This is a genomic window from Flavobacterium sp. (assembly GCF_043722275.1).
Classification (GTDB): domain Bacteria; phylum Bacteroidota; class Bacteroidia; order Flavobacteriales; family Flavobacteriaceae; genus Flavobacterium.
In genome coordinates, this window is sequence record NZ_JAYSPC010000017.1 from 1 (window position 1) to 19545 (window position 19545).

Annotated in this window: 12 protein-coding genes, 1 other RNA gene and 1 pseudogene; 4 read left to right on the forward strand and 10 right to left on the reverse strand. The window is 33.4% G+C overall.

Features of this window, described 5'->3' with window-relative positions:
* From ACHZDT_RS02755 to ACHZDT_RS02780, 6 genes and pseudogenes are all read right to left on the reverse strand, one after another.
* Positions 1-239 (reverse strand): annotated as a pseudogene (locus ACHZDT_RS02755) (glucosamine-6-phosphate deaminase); the annotation flags it as partial.
* Between the two features lie 116 nt (positions 240-355).
* A complete protein-coding gene (locus tag ACHZDT_RS02760) occupies positions 356-1936 on the reverse strand; it encodes a RagB/SusD family nutrient uptake outer membrane protein (RefSeq protein WP_394773136.1) in 1581 nt (526 codons plus the stop codon).
* A gap of 10 nt (positions 1937-1946) precedes the next feature.
* Positions 1947-4982, reverse strand: a complete 3036-nt coding sequence (locus tag ACHZDT_RS02765; protein WP_394773137.1) for a SusC/RagA family TonB-linked outer membrane protein — start codon at positions 4980-4982, stop codon at positions 1947-1949.
* A 347-nt stretch (positions 4983-5329) separates the two neighbouring features.
* Positions 5330-6352 carry a glycosyl hydrolase family 18 protein gene (locus ACHZDT_RS02770; RefSeq protein ID WP_394773138.1) on the reverse strand — a complete coding sequence of 341 codons (1023 nt, stop codon included), beginning with the start codon at positions 6350-6352 and terminating at the stop codon, positions 5330-5332.
* 279 nt (positions 6353-6631) lie between these two features.
* Complete coding sequence (locus ACHZDT_RS02775; protein ID WP_394773139.1) at positions 6632-8155, reverse strand: SusD/RagB family nutrient-binding outer membrane lipoprotein; 1524 nt, start codon at positions 8153-8155, stop codon at positions 6632-6634.
* A gap of 11 nt (positions 8156-8166) precedes the next feature.
* A complete protein-coding gene (locus tag ACHZDT_RS02780; RefSeq protein ID WP_394773140.1) occupies positions 8167-11355 on the reverse strand; it encodes a SusC/RagA family TonB-linked outer membrane protein in 3189 nt (1062 codons plus the stop codon).
* A 269-nt stretch (positions 11356-11624) separates the two neighbouring features.
* On the opposite strand from ACHZDT_RS02780, the gene ACHZDT_RS02785 reads away from it, so the two are divergent.
* The 3 genes from ACHZDT_RS02785 to ACHZDT_RS02795 all read left to right on the forward strand — a co-directional run bounded on the left by ACHZDT_RS02785 (position 11625) and on the right by ACHZDT_RS02795 (position 15001).
* A complete protein-coding gene (locus ACHZDT_RS02785; RefSeq protein ID WP_394773141.1) occupies positions 11625-12677 on the forward strand; it encodes a sensor histidine kinase in 1053 nt (350 codons plus the stop codon).
* On the forward strand, positions 12667-13368 hold the full coding sequence (locus ACHZDT_RS02790) for a LytR/AlgR family response regulator transcription factor (RefSeq protein ID WP_394773142.1): 702 nt from the start codon (positions 12667-12669) through the stop codon (positions 13366-13368). The genes ACHZDT_RS02785 and ACHZDT_RS02790 overlap by 11 nt, the downstream gene beginning before the upstream one ends.
* A 178-nt stretch (positions 13369-13546) precedes the next feature.
* The gene (locus ACHZDT_RS02795) at positions 13547-15001 is read left to right on the forward strand and encodes an MFS transporter (protein ID WP_394773143.1); all 1455 of its coding nucleotides are present in this window, start codon (positions 13547-13549) and stop codon (positions 14999-15001) included.
* 221 nt (positions 15002-15222) lie between these two features.
* On the opposite strand, the gene ACHZDT_RS02800 is transcribed toward ACHZDT_RS02795, so the two are convergent.
* Both ACHZDT_RS02800 and fsa read right to left on the reverse strand, forming a co-directional pair.
* Positions 15223-15720 carry a hypothetical protein gene (locus ACHZDT_RS02800; protein ID WP_394773144.1) on the reverse strand — a complete coding sequence of 166 codons (498 nt, stop codon included), beginning with the start codon at positions 15718-15720 and terminating at the stop codon, positions 15223-15225.
* A gap of 90 nt (positions 15721-15810) precedes the next feature.
* The gene (fsa, locus tag ACHZDT_RS02805) at positions 15811-16467 is read right to left on the reverse strand and encodes a fructose-6-phosphate aldolase (RefSeq protein WP_394773145.1); all 657 of its coding nucleotides are present in this window, start codon (positions 16465-16467) and stop codon (positions 15811-15813) included.
* Positions 16468-16729: 262 nt separating this feature from the next.
* Between fsa and ACHZDT_RS02810 the strand changes: the two genes are divergently transcribed.
* Complete coding sequence (locus tag ACHZDT_RS02810) at positions 16730-18016, forward strand: ATP-binding protein (protein WP_394773146.1); 1287 nt, start codon at positions 16730-16732, stop codon at positions 18014-18016.
* 28 nt (positions 18017-18044) lie between these two features.
* Here ACHZDT_RS02810 and ACHZDT_RS02815 read toward each other — a convergent pair whose 3' ends face one another.
* Both ACHZDT_RS02815 and ffs read right to left on the reverse strand, forming a co-directional pair.
* On the reverse strand, positions 18045-18848 hold the full coding sequence (locus ACHZDT_RS02815; RefSeq protein WP_394773147.1) for an SDR family oxidoreductase: 804 nt from the start codon (positions 18846-18848) through the stop codon (positions 18045-18047).
* Between the two features lie 584 nt (positions 18849-19432).
* Positions 19433-19530, reverse strand: an RNA gene (gene ffs, locus ACHZDT_RS02820) — signal recognition particle sRNA small type.
* Positions 19531-19545: the final 15 nt, after the last annotated feature.

Below are 19545 nucleotides of genomic sequence, written 5' to 3' on the forward strand. Positions count from 1 at the left end.
ATTCTCACTAATTCCTCATAGACTTTTATAGGAGAAGAACCTGTTGCTAAACCTAATACGCAAGATTTATTTTTTTCTTGTTTAGATCTAATTAATTGCGCGATTTCCTGCGCTACAATTATCGAAGCTTCTGCTGAATTTTTGAAGATTTCATTGTGGATTTTCTCAAATCTGGTCTCTTCAAATTTTCCCGCGCTTTTATAGCTGATATCAGGTTTGGTTTCTAAAGCACTTTTCATTTCTTTTTCTTTTTTTGCTATTTACAATTTTGGTTTTGAAATGGTATAAGCAACTTGCACTGCTTATACCATTTACTTACCAAACTTAAATTCTTATAATTCTTTTGATATTTTTTTTAGAAATTTGGAGCAGTAGTATCCCACCAAAGTCTTGTTCCTCCATTATCCGGTCCTCCTAATTTAGCAAGTCCAGTTTCATAACCTCCTTTGTTTCCGGTTTTCTCTGCCTGAACAAAATTGATTCTTCTTACACCTAATGTACTTGAAATTGTACCTCCGCTGTAATTTTTAATTACCGGGAAAAGTTTAGGATATCCTGTTCTTCTATATTCAGACCAAGCTTCCTGACCTTCCGGGAAACCGGCAATCCATTTTTGAGTAATGATTTTTTGTAATTTCACTTCATTAGTTGCTGCAGCATCCCAAGCTACAGTTACAGTGTTCACAGCTGGTGAATCATTTTCAGGAAAATTAGGATCTACATATGCTATAGCCGTTTTAACATTATCTGCTGAATATGCAGATGCACCTGAAACTCCTCTTTGATCAAATGATGCCGCAATTCCAAGTTCGTATAATGACGCAGCATCTCCGCCCATATTCCATCCTCTTAAAGCTCCTTCTGCTCTTAAAAAGTAAGCCTCTGCAGTTGTCATTAAAACAACTTCTTTTGATTTTATAACTGAACCTACTGCCGAAAAATCCTGGTGATCCGCTTTTGCTGCAATAGCAATACCTGTACGAACACCTTTATATTCTCCCGGAAATTGAACTGATGAATCAAAATAAACCGGCAATCTTGGATCTGCATATCCTTTTAGGATTGATTCCATATCTGCAGACATACGAATATCTAACCATCCACCGCTAATAGTAGCAATAGGGTTTGTGTACACTGGAGAAATCACTTTAAATAAATCAGCATTTGTAATAAATACCCCAAATTTATGTGCAACAGCTTTTTCAGCCTGAACTTTAGCAACAGCAGGACTAACTTTTACAATACGCATTGCTAGTCTTAAACGCAATGTGTTAGCAAATTTTACCCAGGCTTTGTAATCTCCTTTGTAACCTGATTCATCTGTTGAAGCAAAAACACTAACTTCTCCAGCATCTACTCTTTTTGTTAATTCAGCAACTGCAATATCTAACTCATTAAACATTTGCGTATAAACTTCTTCTTGTGAATCATAAGCAATAGTAGTATCTAAAGTCCCAAATTTTGAATAAATTACCGGACCAAAAATATCTGTAAGCCTATGCATTCCTTCTACTTTTAGAATCAATGATAAAGCATAAAACTGATCGTATTTTCCTTTGGATTTATTTGCAATATCATTAGCATTATACATTATGGTTTTATAGGCAGTATCCCAAATAACGCCATTCCAGTTATCAACTAATGAATAAGTTGTATTGTTTACACCTCCTGCAAAAGGAGTTGGACTTGCCATGTAACCAGACCAGATATCACCATTTAATCCCTGTTGTAATTGATACATATCAGGTGGATTTAAAATTTGGATATTATTAAACATTGGAGAAAATCCTCCTTTAATATGGTTAAAATCCTGTTCAAAAAGAGCTGGGGTAATACCGTTTGGATTGGTATTTATGTCGTCAAAATTATCTGTACAACCAACTACTGTAATCAAAGAAACACAGATAGCTGCTTTTATTGTTTTATTTAGTTTCATTTTTTTAATTTTAGAAAGTTACATTTAAATTAAGTCCGATACTTCTAGTAGAAGGCAAACCATAAATATCAACACCTTGTAAACCCTGACCTGTACTTAAAGCAACGTTTGGATCAAAAGGAGCATCTTTGTAAATAAAGAATAAGTTTCTGGCAATTAATGAAATACTGGCAGTTTGGATGAAAGGCAATGCTTTAGGATTGAAAGTATATCCAACAGAAACCTCTCTAACACTTACATTTGTTCCGTCATAAATATATTGTCCACTAATACCTGCTCTACCACCTACTTGTTTGTAGTAAGACTCAGCATCCATTTTTGTAACAGCAACACCATCGCTTGCTCTGACAGCATTTATATTAACCCCTCCTGCATTTCTTGCATCACCTGATGCTTTTGAAACTCCAAAACTATCATTTTGCGCTTCTGTTAAACTCATTACATCACCTCCAAAACGACCGTCAATTAATATATTTGCAAAGAATGGCCCTAATTTAAATGAGTTAGAAAGACTTAACATAAAGTCAGGATTAGAATTACCAACTTCTTCAAAATCTGTTCTTTGAAACGTTCCGTCATCATTTATTAAAGCTCTTCCCTGTGCATCTTTTTTGAAATTGATTCCTTCAATAACTCCAAATGGTCTTCCTTCGATCAAAGCATATCTGTAGCTATTTACTCCTGGATTTGTAAGGTTAATTCTTCCTCCTAATTCTTCAGGAATTTCTTTTACTTTATTTTTATTTTGAGAATAATTTACAGCGGCATCCCAAGAAAATTTATCTCCTCTGATGATTCCTGCATTTAAAACAAGCTCGATACCTTTATTCTCTATACTTCCTGCATTAATTGCATAAAAATCAACACCTTGAGAGTTTCCAACTGGTGCAACAACTTGCAAATATTGATTTTTAGTTTCTGAGTGATAATATGAAACCTCAAATCCTAATCTATTATTAAACATTCTCCACTCTGTTCCTAATTCGTACTCTGATTTTAATTCAGGTTTCAAACTTGTACCCGTTTTTGGCGCAACAAGTGGGTTGTATTTTGTTCCGCTTCCTTGTGGGTAATAATTTGTAGGAGTTGTTATAAAAGGCGCAACATCATTACCAGCCTGAGCATATGCTGCACGAACTTTACCATAGTTAATAAATTCAGGTAATGTAGCCATTTCGCTTATCAAAGCTGTCACACCAACAGATGGGTAAAAATATCCTCCCTCTTCTGTGTTTACTAATGTTGAAGACCAGTCTTTTCTACCTGTAAGATCTAAGAATAACATGTCTTTATATCCAAAAGTAGTCGCAGCAAATATTGACTGAATTTCTTTATTAGAATCAATTGTTTGAAAGTTCTCAGCATTGTTATTAAAATTATGCAATGTAAACCAGTTAGCATATTTTAAACCTCCACCAACACCTGAGTCTAAAATTGTTTTTTGATTGATCATCGTATTTCTAACACTAGTACCAATGTTAGCAGTAAAAGAAAAATCTGATGATATTGGAGTATTAATTGTAGCAATTAAATCTGCGTAACGTTGTGTGCTTAAAGCATCTTCATGATAATATCTACCATTTATATGAGATAAAGCCCCTTGTGTTGTTGCATAAATAAATTTGTCGTATCCGCTTGATATTCTGTTATAGTTATATCTTGTAGCAATACTTAACCAATTTGTAGCTTTGTAAGTTAAAGACAATGCACCATTAAAAAAGTCATTTGTATCTTCAGATTTATTTCTGTTAATTGCCCAATATGGGTTTTGCATAATATCTCTGTTTGTCATCCAGTTTTGAGCCATTAAATTTCTTGTTGGATCAAAAACTTCGTAATTTTCTTTATAAGCATTAAAGTCATTTCCTCTTGGCATTAAATAAACACCAGTTAGCGGATTAAAATAAAGACCATTCACAGGTTTATTATTAATCGTTTGAGAAGTATAATTTCCGTTAGCAGCAAAAGTCAATTTATCTCCAAAAAACTTCGCTGTCTGACGAATTCCAAAGTTATTTTTCTTTAAAGTATTCCCCGGAATAATTCCTGTAGCAGATGTATTTGCATAAGAAAATGATGTAGTAGCATTTTCATTACCTGTAGAATAACCTACTGAAGAAATTTGAGTAACTCCTGTGTTAAAAAAGTCTTTAACATAATCATTCGTTTTTTGTTTATCTCCCCAAGTTTCATCTGCACCTTTTACGGCTACATAATCTGATTGAAATTTAGGCATGTAAGCTGCACTTTCAAAAGTAGTTACCGAAGATGCACTAATATTAGCCTTTCCATTTTTAGCTTTTTTAGATGAAAGTAAAATTACTCCGTTTGCTCCCTGAGAACCATATAATACAGAAGCTGCAGCTCCTTTAAGAACTGTCATTCCTTCGTAATCATCAGGATTAATCAATGAAACAACATCTCCACCATCACGGTTACCACCTGATAAGCTACCAAATGTATCGTTTGGCTGTCCTGAACCAGAATTTAACATCGGAATACCATCAATTACATATAGAGGTGAGCTATTTACAACTGAAGAATTTCCACGAATAACAACTTTAGTTGATCCACCTGTACCTCCGGAACTTTTTGTTACGGCAACACCGGCAATTTTACCTGCAATTGTATTAATAATGTTTGCATCTTTTACACGAGTTAACTCTTCTCCTTTAAGTTCCTGAGCGGAGTAAGTCAAAGATTTTCTTGTTTTCTTGATACCTAATGAAGTTACAACAACTTCATTTAACGCATTAGATGCTCCTTGTTGCATTTTTACATTAATTGTAGCAGCATCTCCTACAACTATTGATTGTGTTTCAAGACCTACATAAGTAAAAACTAAAGTCTGTCCTTTTTGTGCTTCAATTGTGTACAAACCATCAAAATCGGTAGTAGCACCTTTTTGACCTCCTTGTACCGCAACAGATGCCCCTGGTAATGGCAATCCATCAGAATCTGTAATCACACCTTTGACATTTTTTACTTGAGCAAGCGAAACTTGCGCCGTAAAAACAATCATAAAGATTAAGAAAATTTTTTTCATGTTTATTTATTTTGTTAGTTATGGTGTAAATTTATTCTTAACGTATTGTTAAAAAAAATAATTTATACAAACGACTTTAAATTTTAAACCAACGACATAAAACAATCAATAATGTGTTTTACGAAAACGTTTTCAAGTTGATGTATTTATTGCTTTTATCACATTTACCCAAACTTTGTGCAGTTATTTTACATATTTACTGAAAAATCAGCATTTTAAATAAAAACCTAATACTGTGCTATTTAGGATAAAAAACTTTATAAAAAGATATATTAGCATTAATTTGAAAATTGCCTAAGAGTTAAAATCTTATTAATTTCTAATAATCAGTTTTTATCTTAAATCGATTAATTGCCACATAATCGTGTTGTTCGAACTTTTAAACTTGTATATTTTTTATGAATTACATCTAATAAGGAATATTGAGTAAAAGAGTCCTGCGCTATTTCCCAAATCATTATTCCACCGGCATTTTGAGAAGCAAATTCCACTTTTTGAGCAATTGTCAATCTTCCGTTATAATATGTTTTTCCGAGTTCGTCCAAATCTGCAAATTTAATTCCGGCTTCGACAATTTCGCCGTAAGTAGAACTTGTAACATCAGGAGAAGTAAAATTATAACCATAAAACGGAACGCCAAGAGTTAGTTTATCACTTGGAACATTTTGAAGATTGTGCCAAAATTCAATTCCTTCTTTAGCAAATTCAAAAGAACTATGTTGTCCCGGATTATTGGGAGTCCACGGTCCGGTACTATCATAAGCCATTATATTTATAAAATCGAATGCATTTAATGCTTCCGCATTTATATTTGCGAAACGGGAATTATTGGGCAAAGCTGCTGTCAATAATTTTTTATGTTCTGTGAGAATCTTTTTTAATTCAATAACAAAACCGCTATATCCCGAAGTTACCGCATTCCATTCAAGATCTACATCTACCCCGTCTAAATGATGCAATTCGACAAAATTTATAATGTTCTGAGTAAAAGTTGGTCGGTTTTCTGGTTTATCAATCAAAAAAGACCAATTTGTTGCTTGTTCCTCTGATATAACACCACCGGCAAGGGAAATACTAATTACAATTTTAGGATTAACCGATTTGGCATATTGAATTAAAGCATCAATATCTCCGTTAAAAATTAAATTTCCGTTTTTATCCGGATTCGCAAAAGCGACATTTAGATGTGTCAATTTACAAAACTGAATTGAGGTCATTTTATTAATATTATCCGATGATAAATACCCTACAACTCTGGCTGATTTTTTTGAGCTTTCAGAATCTGTTTGCTTTTCAACCGAACAACTATAGGCAGAAAAAAGCGAACTTATAAAAAAAAGGATGCCTAATAAGGCTTTATTTTTTATCATAATTTTTAATTTAAACGTATTGTTTTTAATCTTAATTAGAACGAAAATAACACCTGATCAGGCATGACTTTATTATGGAATTATTATGAACACGTTGCGTTTAATTCTAACACATAGAAACATAGCTTTTATATTCTTGAAAAAAGGCGTATTACTTTATAAAATTCACAGAGTTAAATAGGTGAAAGAAATGTATTTGTTTCCTAAGCTCTTTTTTATTTATTATCTATATATCTATGTGTTAATATTTTTTATGAATTAAATTCAACGAATTGTTATCTAGTTTTTATCCCACCAAACTTTATTCAACCAATCATTTTTACCGCCCATTCTGGACAAAGCTTCTAAATAATTTGTTTCATTTTTCTGCATTTCATCATTTGGATAATATAAACGTGTTGGAGTAATTCCTCCAGTTTCAGAATCAGGATTTGTTATCGGAATTAATTGCGGAAATCCTGTTCTTCTCCAGTTTGAATATGCCTCAATACTATTAAAGATATAAGTGATCCAAAGTTGGGTTGCAATTTGTTCTTTTTCTTTTCCTGCTAATAAAGGTTTCGCATTTAAATACGTATCAATACTTGCCTGAGTTGCCGGTTCAGCACCATAAATTTCTAATTGTTTGATTCCTGCTTCAACTCCTTTTTTATAATAATCAGCCGCACTTCCTGCAACCCAGCCTCTAAAAGCGGCTTCTGCAAGTAACAATTGAGTTTCTGAATAACTTACATGTAAAAATGGTGTTGTTTTTTTCTTAAAATAAGATTGAATCCCTGATGTTGAGCTTGCTCCCATTGGAACTTCCCATTGAAAAAGTCCAGGTTTAACTCCTTCATATAAAGATTCACCTGGTTGTATTGCGCCTCCGTAAGCAATTCCACTTGTTGTTTTGGGGCTTGCGTACATTGTTAATCTTGGATCTCCGTTATCTTTTAAAAAGTTGATGACCAAAGTACTAAAGTGATCTCCGTTTTCATTTCCATTAAAAGCATACGCCAAACCATTCCCTCTAAAATCTATAGATGCAGGATCATCATTAAATGTCGCATCTAAATGTTGCATGATACAATTATCATCATTGCTTGTAAATACGCCTGCCTGTAAAGCCGCTTTTACCTGCTTTTCAGCTTCTGCGGGTTTTACTTCAGATATTCTCATTCCTAAACGAAGTCGTAAAGTATTGGCAAGTTTTTTCCATTTTGCAATGTCTCCATTATAAAATAAATCACCTTTTACAGTTCCGCCATCAGCATTTAATTGATTTTGAGCTTCTTCTAAATCTTTAAAAAATGAGGTGTAAATATCTTCCTGCTTGTCATATTTAGGTGTTACAATAGCTTTAGAAAAACCTAATCCAGCTTCCGAATACGGAATATCTCCATAAATATCAGTGATACGCTGTGCCACCATTACTTTCATGATTTTTGCAACAGCATTCATATTTACAGCAGCAGGATCTGCTTGTGTTTTTTCCAGAATGTCTACTACATTTTTCAATTCGTTTTGATACCCATTTCTCCATAATGCAGTTGCGTATCCGTCATCTTTTTTGAATTTACTTCCAAATTCGGTTACATTCCACGCACCTGCATAATGCTGTACAAAACCACCTGAATAAATTAAGTTGGTTCGCCATTGGTAAAATCCATCACCTGACATAGACAACTGAGTAAACGTAAGTTGACCGGCTGGATTTGCAGACAATGCTACTGGATCTTTTTCCAGTTCGTCAAAATTTTCGGTACAGCCTACAACGGTAAACAATGTGAGTATGGCTATTATTATCTGTTTAAATTTCATAATTTCTTTTTTTAGAATGCAACTTTAATATTAAAACCAAATGATTTTCTAAATGGCAATGAACCATATTCAAATCCTTGTCCGTTTCCGGAAGTATACATTGACTCAGGATCAACGTTTGGAAGATCTTTACTAAACGTCAATAAGTTTCTTGCAAATGCCGAGATATAAATTGAGTTTATTTTTGCTCCTGCAAACACACTTTTTGGAATTGTATATCCTAAACTTACCTCTCTTAATTTCACATAAGAAGCATCATAAACAAACGGTGCCGGAGTATTATTAAAAACGGTATTCCAGTAATCCTGAGGATTAACAGGAGTTGTGTTTTTTGTATATACAGGATTATCAGCGGTTCCGGTATTCACAACACCTTCGGCAACATAACCGGCAGTTGGTACCCATGTTGACTGGCTAAAATTAGGATCATTGGCTAAAGCCTGAGCTCTTGCGTGATTGTATTCGTCTCTTCCTTCGGTAGTTACACCAAGAAGTCCTTTTGTTGCAGCAACAGAGTTTGTCATGGAATATACATCCATTCCAAATTTCATATCAAGTAAAAACTGAAGTGTAATACCTTTATAAGAAAATCTGTTTGTTAAACCCGCAGCCCAATCCGGAAGTCCTTTTCCTAACGCTACTTTTTCATCTGTAAATAAGGGTAAACCATTTGCGGCAACTACTTTTTCTCCGGCTTCATTTCTTAAAAAATCCCTTCCCATAATAGTTCCGTATTGTCCGCCAACTTGTGCTACAATTGCAGCTCCGGCCCAACGTGCCTCAGAAATAGTGTACGTATCAATATCCGGATGTAAAGACAGAATTGAATTTTTATTTTTTGAGAAGTTCAAATCAATTCCCCATTCAAAATCTTTAGTTTTTATAGGCGAACCTGATATAAAAAGCTCGATACCCTCATTTCGTAATTCTCCTGCATTTACAGATATATATTCATATCCCGACGTGGCAGATGAAGGCAAATCAAGTGTCTGATCCGATGTATCTTCACGATATACTGTAATATCTGCTTTTAATCTGTTTTTGAAGAAAGCCGTTTCAAGACCAAATTCAATTCCTGTTTTTGACTGATACGTTAAATCAGGATTTGGCGCAGCACTATTTTTAATATTTACAACACTCTGACCATTATAAGATGCAAAAGTGGTATAATTCAATGCATTTTTATAAGCTCCCGGAGCATTTGAAACCTGCGCCCATGAACCTCTTAATTTACCATAAGAAAAAGAATCACTTTGTAATCCAAAAGCATCCGAAAATACAAAACCTAACGAAGCCGCAGGATAAAAAGCATCTTTATTAATGACGCTAAACCAGTCATTTCTACCCGTAAATTCAGCATATAAATATCCTTTATAATCAAATTTTGCAGAACCGTAAACCGAGTTTGTTCTTGTTTCGGTTACAACCGGAGCATTTTCTGTCTGATTTACAAAATTGCTGATGTATTCTGTTCCCGGCTCAATAATTTTAGTTCCGAATCTTGAGTTTTGTTCTCTTTTAAAATCTCTTCTGCTCGCTCCTAAAATTCCGGAGAAAGTAAAATCTTTCGCTAATTTTATGTCGCTAAAAGTGGCAATTAAATCAGTGTTCATTTCTGATACATTAATATTATTCAAACCAAGATATCCTTCATCTCTTCCCGGCCATGTACTTCCTGCTGCCATAAAATCCTTAGCATTAAAAACATAAGTATCTAAACCTGTTCTAAATGTTAAAGCTGCCCATTTTTTTAATTGATACGTTCCGGCAACATTCCCAATAAAGCGATTCTTTACAGATGCGTTATGATTTTCCTGTGTCGTAAAATAAGGATTCAACAAATACACATTATTGTTCCAAGGATAAATTTGACCCGTTTCCTGATTTTTATAATTCTTCAGCCATGCCTGATCGATATTCGGAGCCAATCCGCTTAATGAATATCCCACGTTATTAGGCGAATCTCCTAAACCTGGTCTGTTATTGGTGTTTTCTGCGATATAATTTACGTTAGCATCCAAAGTAAATTTATCCGATTTTAAAGTAGCACTTAAACTTGCATCGTTTCTTTCCAGACCTGAACCCGGAATCACGTCATCATTTTTCAGGTTGTTAAAACCAAAACGTACATATGCATTTTCGCCTCCACCAGAAACTGCTACACCATTTGTAGTTGTAAATCCGGTTCTAAAAAAATCCTGAATGTTATTCTCTACTTTCGCGTAAGGACGCATTGAACCGTCAAATATTTTTACCTGTTGTCCTACTGCTTCAGAAAATTTAGGTCCCCACGCATTTGTAGTATAACCATAAATTTCTGTAGGCGCTTTTACAGGGTCCGGCAATACACCGTTTGTTCCTGTACCATAATCGCTTTGGAAATCTTTATATTTAGCATTTACTCGGTCAAAACTTACGCCGCTGGTTAATTCGACCTGAAGTTTTCCTTTACTTCCTTTTTTAGTTGTAATTAAAATTACACCATTCAAAGCTCTTGATCCATATAATGCAGCTGCTGCCGCACCTTTTAATACTGTTAAACTTTCAATATTATTTGGATTAATTCCGGAAATTCCGTCTCCGTTATCTCTTCCGTCAAACCATTTGCTTGTTGCAGCACTATCATTAGACAAACCGCCATTATCAATTGGGATTCCGTCAACAATATAAAGCGGTTGATTACTCTCGCCTATACTTGAAATACCTCTAATAATAACTCTTGTACTTCCGGCAACTCCGGTGGCAGGAATCGAAACATCAACTCCGGCAATTTTACCTGAAAGCGATGTCATAACATTGGTTGTAATTACTTTATTTAACTGATCGCCTTTTATATCCTGAACGGCATATCCCAGTTCTTTCTTCTGTCTTTTTATACCTAAGGCAGTAACGACAACTTCATTTAAATTTTGAGCATCTTCTGCCAGCACCACATTTATGGTAGCCGAAGTTGCTACGGTTAACGTTTTAGTTTTGATTCCGATATACGAAAAAACAAGAACATCTCCTGTAGATGCCTGTATCGTATACATACCGTCATAATCAGATTGGGTTGCAGTTTTTCCGCCCTGAATAATAATACTTACTCCCGGCAGCGGCAATCCGTTTTGATCGCTTACTAAACCTTTAATTGTTTTTACTTGTGCAAGCGAGACCTGCGCAGTAAATACAATCATAAAGATTAACATAATTTGTTTCATTTTATCATGGTTTTGTTGGTTAAGCGATAAATTTATTGTTAAAATTAACATAAATAAAACATTTTAAACAAACAACCTAAAACCTTAAACCAACGACACAAAACAATCAATAATACGTTTTACGAAAACGATATCCCATAGAAATAATATATTAATTCTCTTTTTTTATAAAATTTTATTTAAAAGAATTGCGTTTTACCCAGTAATTGTTTAAAGTTGCACAATATTTTCTTAGAAGGAACGAACGCCATTAAATCATTAAATAAAAGTTGACTGAAATTCAAAAATTAAAATTTGACATTAAGCTTAAAAATCACGTTTGGTTTTGGGGAAGCTACTTCACCCTTAACTTTTTACGATGGGGAGCTTATTTTAATGATTATCCTTACTCGTTTAAATCAAATTTAATTGAGTTTTCCTTACACATTCCGTTAGTATATTTTAATCTTTTTGTTTTGGTGCCGCGTTACGTTCTTAAACAAAAATACATTACGTATACAATTTCCTTATTAATAAGTCTCTTTGGTATTTATCTGTTAAAGACAGCATTAACCTATTATATTATTTCCGAAAATATCTGGCCGGAAGCAAACAGGGAATATCATCCTTTTGAAATCAACCATATTGTTGCCGTTTGTATTGGCGAATTGTATGTTCTTGCCATGGCATCATCCGTTTATTTGACTTTAACCTGGCTGAGGGAACGCGAAAGAAACAGATCGTTAAGAGAAAACCAATTCAAGATCAAGTTAAAGTATCTGGAAAACCAAATTCAGCCTCATTTCTTTTTCAATACGCTCAATAATTTATACGCTTTATCATTAGAATCGTCTGATAAAGTTCCTGATGTGATTATAAAACTGTCAAATTTGATGGAATATGTTTTATATGATGTAAAAGGAACCAAATTTGTTCCTTTAATCAAAGAAATTGATTATATTCAAAATTACATCGAAATTGAGAAGTTACGCTTTGAAAACGTTGAGGTGACGGTTAATTTAGAATCAAATATCGAAGACATTGTTGTTCCTCCTTTAATATTCATTTCATTGGTCGAAAACGCCTTTAAACACGGCGGTGTCAACAATAATAATCTAAAAATTAAGATCAATTGTAAAGTTATCGATAACAAAATGTTAGATTTTGAAATCTTAAATAATTTTGTAAATTCACAAAATCTAAATGCTAAAGGCGGAATTGGCTTAGTGAATACTAAAAAGAGATTAAAATTAATTTATAAAAACGATTTCAGTTTAAAACATAAAACGAAATTAAACTACTATATAATCCGTTTGCAAATACCTATTAATAATGAAGATTAAATGCGTGTTGATTGACGATGAGCCATTAGCTATCAAAGTCCTGCAAAATTATTTTACAAATTTTACAGATTTTGAAGTAATCGGCACATTCAATAATTCTCTGGAAGCGCTGGATTTTATAAACAGTACTCCTGTCGATGCCGTATTTTTGGACATTAATATGCCTATGATGACAGGTTTTGAACTTATTAGTTTAATCGAAAACAAAACCAAAGTTATTATAACCACCGCTTTTAGGGAATTTGCCGCCGAAAGTTACGATCTTGATGTTTTAGATTATTTAGTAAAACCCATTCCGTTACCCCGATTTATAAAATGCATCAATAAAATCACTACCGAATACAATTTAAAAAACAATATTAAAGTCGAAAACACAAAAGGCGACTCTCATATTTTTATCAAAGTCGATAAAAAAATGATGAAAATTAATATCGAAGAAATTTTATTTGTTGAAGGAATGAAGGAATACATAAAAGTGGTAACGCCTGATAAAACCTATATTACCCACAAATCCCTGACTTCATTATCTGAAGAATTACCCGCAGATCGTTTTTTACGCATCCATAAATCATATGTAATTGCTCTGAATAAAGTAAAATCTATTGAAGGAAATCGTATTCAGATTCAATCCTACACCATTCCAATAGGGAGAAATTACAGCAAAGAGGTAAAAAACAAAATTCTTGAATAAAATCTAATTCATAAATCCATTTTCTAACTAGGTATAAATTAACACATTGTTGAAAAAATGATGCTGTTGGTTTAAATTTAACATTATTTGTGCCTTTTTATTTTTTTTTGATATACTTAACAAATATATTTACGGTCTTCAAAAAACAATAAAATAAAAATTAACCTTATTTAAAATTATGAGTTCAGAAAATGTACAAACCAAGTGGGGACAGTTTATTCCCCTTGTTATCGTATTCTTCTTTTGGGGATTTGTTGCCGCAAGTAACGATATTCTAATTCCTGTTTTTAAAACAGCCTTCAATTTATCACAAGGAGAAAGTCAATTAGTTTCATTAGCATTTTATATTGCTTACACAGTTGGATCTCTTATATATATGGGAATCTCTGCTTTAATCAAAGAAGATTTAGTGAACAGAATAGGATATAAAAATGGTCTTTCACTAGGTTTATTAATTTCTGCAGTAGGAACATTATTATTTTATCCGGCTGCAAATACCGGATCATTTCCTTTAATGTTATCTGGATTATTTATTGTAGCCTTAGGTTTTTCACTACAACAAACAGTTGCAAATCCTTTAGCAATTGCTTTAGGACCTATTACAACCGGATCTCAACGTTTAACATTAGCTGGAGGAATTAACAATTTAGGAACTACTATTGGACCCTTAATTGTAACTTTTGCTATTTTCGGATCAAGCACAGGAGCTTCTACACTAAGTATCGAAAGCGTAAAAATCCCTTATTTAATACTGGGCTTAGCATTTTTATTAGTAGCTATTTTATTAAAATTCTCTTCTTTACCTGATAAACCAGCTTTAATAGAAGAAGAAATTGCTACAGACGGTGTTGTTGCAAAAAACTCAGCATTACAATATCCACAATTAGTTATGGGAATGATCGCTATCTTCCTTTATGTTGGTGTTGAAGTTTCTACGGCAAGTAATTTACCGGCTTATATGGAATCTCTTATAAATGCAAAAACAGGCGTTATTTATACTTTACAGGAAATTTCTCCTTATATCTCTCTTTATTGGGCAAGTTTAATGATCGGACGATGGACTGGAGCAATTGAAGCTTTTACAGATAAAGCAAGCTTACAACAAATATTACGTTTTGTGGCACCTTATTTAGCATTTGGAGTATTTTTAGCCGTAAATGCAATTGCAAAACATGATTTGACACCATTTTATATTTACGGATTAATTATCCTTGTATTAATTGCTGCAGATATTGCCAGTAAAGGAAATCCTGCAAGAATGTTGCTTATATTTTCTCTATTAGGAATTATTGCATTAGCGATCGGAATGTCAACTAATGGTATTGTAAGTATTTATGCTTTTACAAGCGTTGGATTATTCTGTAGTACACTTTGGCCATGTATCTTTACATTAGCTGTAAGCGGATTAGGAAAAAACACAAGCCAAGGAAGTAGTTTCCTGATTATGATGATTATGGGTGGTGGAGTTATCAGCTGGCTGCAAGGTTTTGCATCAGAATTTATTGGTATCCACAGTAGTTATTTAGTTGGAGTTGTATGTTTTGCTTACCTTGCATTTTATGCCTGGAGCGTAAGCGGAATCCTTAAAAAACAAGGAATCAATTTTGACAAAAAACTTTCCGGAGGTCATTAAAAAATAAAAAGAACAATAAAAAAGTCCCAAATTCCAATTTTGATAATTGGAATTTGGGACTTTTTTTAGTTACAACTTTATTATTACTATTATTATTATTTAAACCCAATAGGTTTTAAAAACCTGTCTGGTTAGATAACGTAAAACTAAACCTTTGCATCTTTGAACCTTTGTACCTCACTTTAAAACTTAGCAACTCAGAACCTTAGAACCTTAAAAAGCTACTTCGCATTAATAATATTCTCTAAATTTTTTTTAAAAGTTTCTTTATTTTTAGCCGTTAAAGTATAAACAACATCTTTATCAGCGTGAACAATAACCTTATCGATATTTGATACCGAAAGTGCTTTTGGATCTTTAATTTTCAGCGTACAAGCGCCATCAAAATAACCATCTTCCTCAATAATTTTTTTAGCATCGATAATAGTTCCATCCGTTAAAACTGCCGAAATAGTCATTGTATTATTCAATGTCTTCGAGTAAAAACCATCCATAACCAATAATAATCGGTATGAATTTTTCATTTCAGGACCTTTAAACTCATGACGCGTAATATTGTAACGCAAACCTTTAGCCAAAGTCTGAAATTGTTTCGAACAATCCAACTCAAAACTTGCCACATCGCCCGCTTCATTAACATGCTTTAAAATTTTAGCAGTCTGAGCATTTACAGCCATATTTCCGATCAAAAACACCAAAACCAAGATAACTTTTTTCATATATACTTCTTTTTGAGACATATAAATATAAAAAAAATCGCCATCTTTCTATTGAAAAATGACGATTTTAAGAATTATTTATCTAAAGTATTACTTATTTCCTTTTTCGAAATCAGCAACAAACTGAGCCAATCCAATATCAGTTAACGGGTGTTTCAACAATCCGTAAATTGCAGAAAGCGGTCCGGTCATAACATCAGCACCAATTTTAGCACAATTTACAATATGCATTGTATGACGCACAGAAGCCGCTAAAATTTGAGTTTCGTAACCGTAGTTATCATAAATCAATCTAATTTCTTCAATCAAATTCAAACCATCAGTTGATATATCATCTAAACGACCAATAAAAGGAGAAACATACGTAGCTCCGGCTTTTGCAGCCAATAAAGCCTGACCAGCAGAAAACACAAGCGTAACATTTGTTTTAATTCCTTTATCCGAGAAATATTTTGCAGCCATAACACCTTCTTTTGTCATAGGCAATTTAACCACGATTTGCTCATGTAATTCAGCTAATTCTTCACCTTCCCTGATCATTCCATCATAATCAAGCGCATTTACTTCAGCACTAACATCACCTTCAACAAGATTACAAATGTCTACATAATGCTTTAAAATGTTGTTTTTTCCGGTAATACCTTCTTTTGCCATCAATGACGGATTAGTCGTTACACCATCTAAAACACCTAAAGCCTGTGCTTCTTTAATCTGAGCTAAATTAGCTGTGTCAATAAAAAATTTCATAATTATATCTATTTAATTGTGTTGATATTTTTGGCGTGACCACAAGGGTCGGGCTTTCGGCTATATCTTTTGTTCCGTTTCTCTTCACAAAAGGATAACGCCTCTATCCCTCACGCAAATTCGGTGCGAAATTACGATTTATAATTTCCATAAAATAAAAAACTAAAAAAAAAATCCGAAAGTCAGAATCCATTAGTGGTAATCCTGTAAGATCAAACTAATTATATTTTTGTACTTTTATAAAATCAAAATTCCCCCCAAAGTGCTAGAAGATCATTTCAAACAAGATATAATCAATATCGAGAACATATCAATTGTTCCTAATCTACTCAATGTTATCTGCCAAAGCACCGGAATGGGCTTTGCAGCAGTCGCGCGTGTTACAGAGGATCGGTGGATAACTTGCAGCGTCCAGGATAATGTTAATTTTGGTTTAAAACCAGGAGACGAATTAAAAATAAAAACAACGATTTGCAACGAAATCAGGCAAAATCCTAAACCCGTTATAATCGACAATGTAAGCGAAGACCCTCATTATCACGATCATCATACTCCGGCAATGTATAAATTACAAAGTTATATCTCTGTGCCAATTATACGTCAGGACGGAACTTTTTTTGGAACATTATGCGCAATTGATCCAAAACCAAACAGCCTGAAAGAATTCAAAATCAGCGAGATGTTTAACTTATTTGCTCAGCTAATTTCATTTCATCTTTCTGCAATTGAAACAGCAGCAGAAAATAACCTGGTTTTAAAAGAAAAAACACATCTTCTTAAAAAAACAGTCGATGAGAAAAAAAGCATTGAGAAAAAATTACTCCAGAAAAATATCTCACTTGAAAAAATGAACAGCGAACTCGAAGCTTTCAACTATATTTCAAGCCACGATTTACAAGAACCATTACGAAAAATTCAGCTTTTTACAGATACAATTGAACGCGAAGAATCCGGCAATTTATCTGAAAAAGGAAAAGCTGCATTTCATAAAATCAAGACTTCGGCTTTTAAAATGCAAAACCTGATAAGTGACCTTTTGATTTATTCAAAAACAAAATTTGATGATCGAAAGTTCGAAATAAAAGATTTAAATATTATTGCCAAAGATGTTATTGAAGACCTTACAAATGAGTTTGAAAATAAAAATGTAACTTTTGATATACAAGAACTGGGAAAACTTTCGGTAATAGAATTTCAATTCAGGCAATTACTTTATAATCTTATCAATAATTCATTGAAATTTGCAAGTGCTGACCGAAATTTAGTTATAACAGTATCAGCAAAAATCACAAATGGAGAACTGGAAAAGCTTTCGCCGCTTACTAAATATTATAAAATAACCATTGCAGACAACGGCATTGGATTTGATCCAACGTATAGCGAAAAAATATTTGGGCTTTTTCAGGCACTACACACAAAACCTTTAAAAAGCACAGGAATTGGACTTACAATAGTAAAACGAATTGTAGAAAATCACAATGGTTTCATTAAAGCCGAAGGAATTTTAAATCAAGGAGCAAAATTTGAGATTTTTCTTCCTTTAGAATAAATCTTAAATCTTGCTCCCGTATTATGTGTTATAATTTATAATGATTCATTAACATCTTTTCATAGACTTTATCCGGAAGCGCACGCTTTAAAACAATTGAAAATTTCTGCATAAAAGCACCAACTTTATAATGCACGTTTGGCTTTTTTTGCTGCATGATTTTATAAACCGCTTCCGCCATTTCGTTAGGATTATTTCCCGCATCAACATGTTCGTTCATCGTTGCAAGATTTTCTCCGTACACTTTTGCATAAGCAGAACCTTCTATAACCGGTGCATGATAACGACCTGAAGCAATATTTGTAGCAAAATCACCTGGCGCAATACTTGTAATTTCGATTCCAAATGATTTCACTTCCATACGCAAAGCCTCGGTAATTAATTCCAACGCTCCTTTTGATGCCGAATAAACACTACGATAAGGCAATCCCATGTAAGCAGCAATCGACGTAATATTAATAATCAAACCCGATTTTTGTTCGCGCATTTGTGGCAAAACCGCTTTCATAACTTCAATTGGACCAAAAAAATTGGTTTCAAAATTATTTCTGATTTCCTGCGTTGGGATTTCCTCTAAAGGTCCCGTAATTCCAACACCTGCATTATTAATTACAACATCTAACCGACCGGAAGTTGCAATAATTTTAGCCACGGCAGATTGAATTGATTCAGCATTGCGAACATCTAAAGCAACTAATGGAAAAATTGAATTGAATACTTTTTCAGGATTTCGACTTGTTCCATAAACCACGAAACCTTTTTTATGCAAAAATTCTCCAATTGATTTTCCAATCCCTGAGGATCCTCCGGTAATTAAAACGACTTTATTCATTGTGAAAGTTATGAGTTTTGAGTTATAAGTTGGTTCATTGAGGAAAACTGAATTAATGCAAAAACTTATTGAGAAACATAAAATATTTTATATTGACTAATAATTTAACCGCAAAGTGCGCAAAGATTTAATTTTACTTTACGTATAGAAAACACAAAGTTCGCAAAGCTATATCAACACAAAGCTTTGCGACCTTTGTGTTTTTGTAAAACCATACCTTTAAAAAATCTTAGCGCACTTTGCGGTTAACTCTTTTTTATCCTCCATAGGTTTTAGGTTATGAGAGATCACTATTTTTTTACCGCAGAGCCCACAAAGGCTTTTCACAAAGTTCACTAAGTTTTAAGCTGCGTTTACACAATTTAAGCCCACAAAGCTTTGCGAACTTTGCCTTTGCCAAAAAACTAAGAGTAAAAAAACTTAGCGTTCTTTGCGGTTAACTTTTTTTATCCTCCACAGGTTTTAGGATTACTCCAATAACTTTTAATTTACTAAGTACCAAAAATAAAAAAATCCTCCATAAGGAAGACTACTTTTGAATTAATTATAAAAAAAAATCTGAATATAAATTCAGATTAAAAAAAAAATGGCAAGCGACCTACATCGCACCGCTCAACCACGTACCCTTGCTATGTTCCCATCCTGGGGGAGTCTGCAGGAGCTGGTCGTGTAGGACTTGCCGGTGCAAATATACAAT

Coding starts and splice junctions, on each gene's coding strand:
- ACHZDT_RS02790 (WP_394773142.1), top strand. CDS start 12,667: ATGAAGATTAAATGCGTGTTGATTGACGATGAGCCATTAGCTATCAAA.
- ACHZDT_RS02775 (WP_394773139.1), bottom strand. CDS start 8,155: ATGAAATTTAAACAGATAATAATAGCCATACTCACATTGTTTACCGTT.
- ACHZDT_RS02780 (WP_394773140.1), bottom strand. CDS start 11,355: ATGAAACAAATTATGTTAATCTTTATGATTGTATTTACTGCGCAGGTC.
- ACHZDT_RS02815 (WP_394773147.1), bottom strand. CDS start 18,848: ATGAATAAAGTCGTTTTAATTACCGGAGGATCCTCAGGGATTGGAAAA.
- ACHZDT_RS02770 (WP_394773138.1), bottom strand. CDS start 6,352: ATGATAAAAAATAAAGCCTTATTAGGCATCCTTTTTTTTATAAGTTCG.
- fsa (WP_394773145.1), bottom strand. CDS start 16,467: ATGAAATTTTTTATTGACACAGCTAATTTAGCTCAGATTAAAGAAGCA.
- ACHZDT_RS02760 (WP_394773136.1), bottom strand. CDS start 1,936: ATGAAACTAAATAAAACAATAAAAGCAGCTATCTGTGTTTCTTTGATT.
- ACHZDT_RS02800 (WP_394773144.1), bottom strand. CDS start 15,720: ATGAAAAAAGTTATCTTGGTTTTGGTGTTTTTGATCGGAAATATGGCT.
- ACHZDT_RS02765 (WP_394773137.1), bottom strand. CDS start 4,982: ATGAAAAAAATTTTCTTAATCTTTATGATTGTTTTTACGGCGCAAGTT.
- ACHZDT_RS02795 (WP_394773143.1), top strand. CDS start 13,547: ATGAGTTCAGAAAATGTACAAACCAAGTGGGGACAGTTTATTCCCCTT.